Raw genomic sequence first — 5,214 nt, 5'->3', positions numbered from 1 at the left:
TGCGGCAATCTCAGAAACGGAGAACTGTTACTGATCTCTGTCTCACCCGAGGGGTGCACTTCACTATGTCTCCGGGTCGGACAGGTGAGCGTTTGGCGGAGGGAGTGGGATTCGAACCCACGGTGGGCTTGCACCCACGCCGGTTTTCAAGACCGGTGCCTTAAACCGCTCGGCCATCCCTCCATCGTGATTTTTCAATCACTTGAATGCGCGTGCTGATCTGTTCCGGTGTTTGCTTGGCGCTGCCGCACCCAGAGACAATTTCGCGCGTCATTGCTCTAGTGCGCCCAGCAAAGCCCTGTCAACCGGCTGTGGCCTTTCCGCCAACGGCAAAGCATGGCCAGCGAATTGACAATATGGCGCAAGACTGGCCAACTTGCGGCGCGTTTTCAACTTTCGGGGGAATCCATGAAGAAGGCCTACGAGAAGCCGGTTCTGACAAAGCGCGAGAAGCTGTCACATGTAACGGCGCAGGTGGTTCCGTCGCAGGAGTCGAAGGCGGAGTGACCGACGCCTGGCATCCGAGATCGGTTTTCAACTTTTTTCGCACCGACAACGGACAGCGCGCTGTGACTTGACCAGCGTGGCGCGGGTGCTCGAAAAGCCGTGATTTTTCATACCGGTCACTGGCCGGCCCGCGCCACAATCTTGCCCGGTTCCGACCACAATCGGTTAATACGCTGATAAAGAATTCCTGCGCACAAGGGGATTGGAATCAGGGCGTCGCTGGCATTTGTCGAGCGGGTGCTTTGGCTCCTGGGGTTCAGGTCGTAGTGCGCCTGTCGAGACTGTAGGGGACATCAGAAAAATGCAGCCTGTGGCGCGCCCACATTTCCGTCGCGCTTCCGCTTTCGTGTTGTTGGCTTTGTCGGCCGCCTTGCTGGCGGCGTGTGCTACGCAGCCGCAGCCGCAGGCGATGGTCAACAAGAAGCCCCGCTCAAAGGAATATTTTTCCGAAGCCGAATATGGCGTGAAGGCCAGCCCGCGCGTCACCTTCAAGATGTCGGGCCTGCAGCGTGGCGGCGGACGCGACCAGCTCGGCAAGCCCTACCAGGTGCGCGGCAAGTGGTACTATCCGAAGGAGGACAGGGGCTATGCCAAGGCGGGTCTCGCCTCCTGGTATGGCGAAGCCTTCCACGGCCGGCTGACCGCCAATGGCGAAGTCTACGACATGACGCGTCTGACTGGGGCGCATCCGACCATGCCGCTGCCGAGCTACGCGCGCGTCACCAACATGAAGACCGGCAGCTCGGTCATCGTGCGGGTCAACGATCGCGGCCCCTATCATGACGGACGCATCATCGATGTGTCGAAGCGTGCCGCCGAAATGCTCGACTATGCCAATATCGGCACAGCCAAGGTGAAGGTGGAGTATGTCGGACGGGCGCCGCTCGACGGTAATGACGACCGGTATCTGATGGCCTCCTACCATCCTGGCAACAAGGCGCCGGATCCGTCCGACGGCCTGCCTTCCGGCGTCATGATCGCCATGAATGGACCGTCGCCGAGCCTGCCGGCAGGCGCCGCGGCCACGCCGTTTCCTGGTCAGTTGACCAATTCGGGGCCACAGCCTGTCGTGTCGGCGCAGGCGCCGGCCCTCGTCGATGTGACGCTGCCCGACTTCGGGCCGATCGTGCCGGAGCGCCCGGACATCAATCCGCCGCCGCAATCGCCATTCACCGTGGCGTCGCTGTCTTATGCGGATGAGCGCGTGGAGCGCGCCTCCAACGCCTTTGCCGCGCTGGATGGCAACGGCATGTCGCCCGCAGAAATTCTCCGGTCGTGGCAGCGGGCCAACCAGGAAGCGCCGTCCGCCAGTTCGCCGACGGAGTATGTCGCGGCGGGTTCGTTCGAGGATGCCGCCGAGGCGAAGCGCGTGGCGGCAGAGCTTTCCGGCTTCGGCAAGACCGAAATCCAGCGCTCCGAACTCGACGGCGAGGACTGGTATTCGGTCAATCTCTACCCCGACGGCCATGGCAGCCTGGACGAGATGCTGCAAGCGGCGTGGTCGCATGGTGCGCCTGACGCGCTCGCCGTGCGGAACTGACCGGCAAGGCCGGAAGTTTTGACGGTTTTCCGTGGTGCGGTTGTTCCGCGCGGAAAAAGCCTGATAGCTTGTAGAGCCTGCCCAGAAATGCCGGCTCACGGGTCGAACCTCTTATGAAATTTCGCTGCGCTTGGCCTTTTGCTCGGCTCCCTTTTGCCGGTCTCCCATTTGCCGTGCTTTTGGGTCTTGGCCTGCTGCTGGTTTCGCTGACGCCGGCGGCGGCGCAGCTTTTCGAGACCAAGGCCGCGCAGGCGTTCATGATCGATGCAGAAACCGGCACGGTGCTGTTTGCCAAGGATGCCGACAGGCCGATGCCACCAGCTTCGCTGGCCAAGCTGATGACGATGGAAGTGGTGTTCAACGCCATCAAGTCGGGACGCATGACGCTCGACGATTCATTCGTGGTCAGCGAACACGCCTGGCGCACGGGCGGCGCCCCGTCCGGAACCTCGACCATGTTCGCCAAGCTCAAATCGGCCATCCGACTGGAGGATCTCATCCAGGGTGTGACGGTACAGGCAGCCAATGACGGCTGCATCGTCATCGCCGAAGGCGTCGCCGGATCGGAGGCGAATTTCGCGGCGCAGATGACTGAACGCGCCAGGCAGATCGGCCTCACCAAATCGACATTCGTCAATTCGACCGGCCTGCCGGCCGACGGTCAGCAAACGACGGTTCGCGAGCTTGCGCTGCTGGCGCTGCATATCTGGCGCAATTACCCGGATCTCTATCGCTACTATGGCCAGAAGGACTTCACCTGGAACAAGATCCTCCAGAGGAACCGCAACCCGCTGCTGGCGATGGATATCGGCGCCGACGGCCTGGCGGTCGGCGCCAGCGAGGCCGGCGGTTTCGGCATCGTCGGCTCGATCAACCAGAACGGCAGGCGGTTGATCGCGGCGATGAGCGGCCTGGCCAGCGACCGCGAGCGCGCCGAGGAGGCGCGAAAGCTGCTCGACTGGGGCATCCGCTCCTTCCAGAAGACCGAGATTTTCGCTGGCGATGAGGCGGTCGGCGAGGCCCAGGTATTCGGCGGCGCGAAATCCGGCGTGGCGCTGAAGGCAAAGGGCCCGGTGACGATCTTCCTGCCCACCGCCAACCGCGACAAGGTTACCGCCAGCATCGTCTATGACGGACCGGTTGCGGCACCCGTGGAGGAGGGGCAGAAGGTGGGTGTGCTGCGCGTCTGGATCGGCGACACGCTGAGCCAGGAGACGCCGCTTTTCGCGGGCGAGTCGGTCGGTGTGGGCTCGTTGCCGCAGCGCGCGTTCGATGCCGCCAGGGAACTGGCCGTCGGCTGGTTGCGTTAGCAGCGTTACGGTGGACCTTTTTCCCGGCCGGGACTATTACCGTCCCAGGCACGGACAGAGGCGTTACGATTGGCGCGCGGATTTTTCATCACCTTCGAAGGCGGCGAAGGAGCAGGCAAGTCGACGCAGATCGAGCGGCTGGCCGGGAAGATGCGCGCCAAGAAATACAATGTCCTCGTCACGCGTGAGCCGGGCGGCTCGCCGGGCGCGGAAGCGGTCAGGCATGTCCTGCTTTCGGGCGCCGCCGAACCGTTCGGCCCCAAGATGGAGGCGCTGCTTTTCGCAGCCGCGCGTTCCGACCATGTCGAGCAGGTCATCCGCCCGGCAGTGGAGCGTGGTTCGATCGTGCTCTGCGACCGCTTCATGGATTCCTCGCGCGTCTACCAAGGCGTCACCGGCGGCCTTGATCCGGCGTTCATGGACGCGCTGGAACAGGTTGCCATCAACGGCATGGTGCCCGACATGACGCTGATCTTCGATATCGACCCGAGCGAGGGCCTGCGTCGCGCCACGGCACGGCGGGGCAGCGATGCCGATGCCGACCGTTTCGAAAAGGAGACGCTTGCTATCCACCAGCGTCGGCGCGAAGCCTTTCTGGCGATCGCGGCTGCCGAGCCGGAGCGCTGCATCGTCATCGACGCTTCCGCCGATCCCGACGCGGTGGAGAATGTCGTCACCGCCACAGTGTTCGCAGCTCTGGAGGCATTGACGCCGACACACCGCAAGCAGGTGTCGCCGGCATGATCTTCGAACGCATCGCCCCTGAGCAGCATGACACGCTGGACGGCGTACCGGAGCCGTCCGAGACCCCGCGCCTGGTCGGACATGGCCAGGCGGCGAACATGCTCGTGTCGGCCTATCGCTCGGGCAAGCTGCCCCATGCGCTGATCTTTGCCGGCCCGGTCGGCATCGGCAAGGCGACGCTTGCCTTCCATCTGGCTCACCATCTTCTGAAGCACCCAGCCTCCGAGCAGGCGCCGGAGGCTCTTGCCGTTCCCGATCCGGCGTCATCGCTGTTTCGCCAGATCGCCACCGGCGCGCATCCTTCGGTGCTGCATCTGACGCGCCCGGCGAACGACAAGACCAAGAGCTTCAAGACGGTCGTCACCGTCGACGAGATCCGCAAGGTCAGCCGCTTCCTGTCGCTGACTTCGCATGACGGCAGCTACCGTGTGGTGATCGTCGATCCGGCCGACGACATGAATATCAATGCCGCCAATGCCTTATTGAAAAACCTTGAAGAGCCGCCGGCGCGAACGTTGTTCATTCTCATCGTGCATGCGCCGGGCAGCTTGCTGCCGACGATCCGGTCGCGCTGCCAGATGGTGCGGCTGACGCCGCTCGATGCCGAAAGCCTGATGACGGTTCTGGATGGGGTCGAGCCGCCGCCACCCGACAATCCCGCGGCGCGCGCGGCACTGGCCGTTCGGGCAGGAGGCAGCGCGCGCGCCGCGATCCTCTTGACGCAATATGGCGGGCTGGAGATTGCCGAAGCGCTCGATGCCCTGGTGACAGCGAGAAAAGGCGACGTCGCCGGCGCCTACCGCCTGGCGGAGGCGGTTGCCGGTCGCGATCAGGCGATCCAGTTCGACATCTTCAACCGCCGTGCGCTCGACCTGCTCGCAACAGGCGCCAGCGAAGCAGCCCTTGCCGGCGATCTGGCGCGGGCCAAAACACTGTCGGATACTTGGCACGAGGCTCTGAACGCTATATCTGAGACCGATACTTACAATCTCGACAAGAAGCAGCACGCCTTGACAATGATAGACCGCGTGAATTCTGTAATGCGAATGTGACGATTTTTTCGATGCATGCCGGCGCCCCAAACCCGGGGGCCACTTTTGGACGGCAGGCATC

At 63.3% G+C, this 5,214-nt stretch carries 4 protein-coding genes and 1 tRNA gene; 4 read left to right on the top strand and 1 reads right to left on the bottom strand.

Annotation, left to right across the window (positions count from 1 at the left end):
• Nucleotides 1-93: 93 nt before the first annotated feature.
• Nucleotides 94-183: transfer RNA gene (locus MESS2_RS17815), tRNA-Ser, on the bottom strand.
• Nucleotides 184-808: 625 nt separating this feature from the next.
• Between MESS2_RS17815 and MESS2_RS17810 the strand changes: the two genes are divergently transcribed.
• From MESS2_RS17810 to MESS2_RS17795, 4 genes are all read left to right on the top strand, one after another.
• The gene (locus tag MESS2_RS17810) at nt 809-2,047 is read left to right on the top strand and encodes a septal ring lytic transglycosylase RlpA family protein (protein WP_008875777.1); all 1,239 of its coding nucleotides are present in this window, start codon (nt 809-811) and stop codon (nt 2,045-2,047) included.
• 179 nt (nt 2,048-2,226) lie between these two features.
• Entirely contained in the window at nt 2,227-3,357 is a 1,131-nt protein-coding gene (locus MESS2_RS17805; RefSeq protein ID WP_008875776.1) for a D-alanyl-D-alanine carboxypeptidase family protein, read from the top strand.
• A 69-nt stretch (nt 3,358-3,426) separates the two neighbouring features.
• Nucleotides 3,427-4,101, top strand: coding sequence for a dTMP kinase (gene tmk / locus MESS2_RS17800; RefSeq protein ID WP_008875775.1), 675 nt, complete (start codon nt 3,427-3,429; stop codon nt 4,099-4,101).
• Nucleotides 4,098-5,153, top strand: a complete 1,056-nt coding sequence (locus MESS2_RS17795) for a DNA polymerase III subunit delta' (protein ID WP_008875774.1) — start codon at nt 4,098-4,100, stop codon at nt 5,151-5,153. The genes tmk and MESS2_RS17795 overlap by 4 nt, the downstream gene beginning before the upstream one ends.
• Nucleotides 5,154-5,214: the final 61 nt, after the last annotated feature.

The organism is Mesorhizobium metallidurans STM 2683, assembly GCF_000350085.1.
Lineage (GTDB): Bacteria > Pseudomonadota > Alphaproteobacteria > Rhizobiales > Rhizobiaceae > Mesorhizobium > Mesorhizobium metallidurans.
The sequence above is the reverse complement of the archived record's forward strand: the minus strand, read 5'-3'. Positions and strand labels throughout refer to the sequence as shown.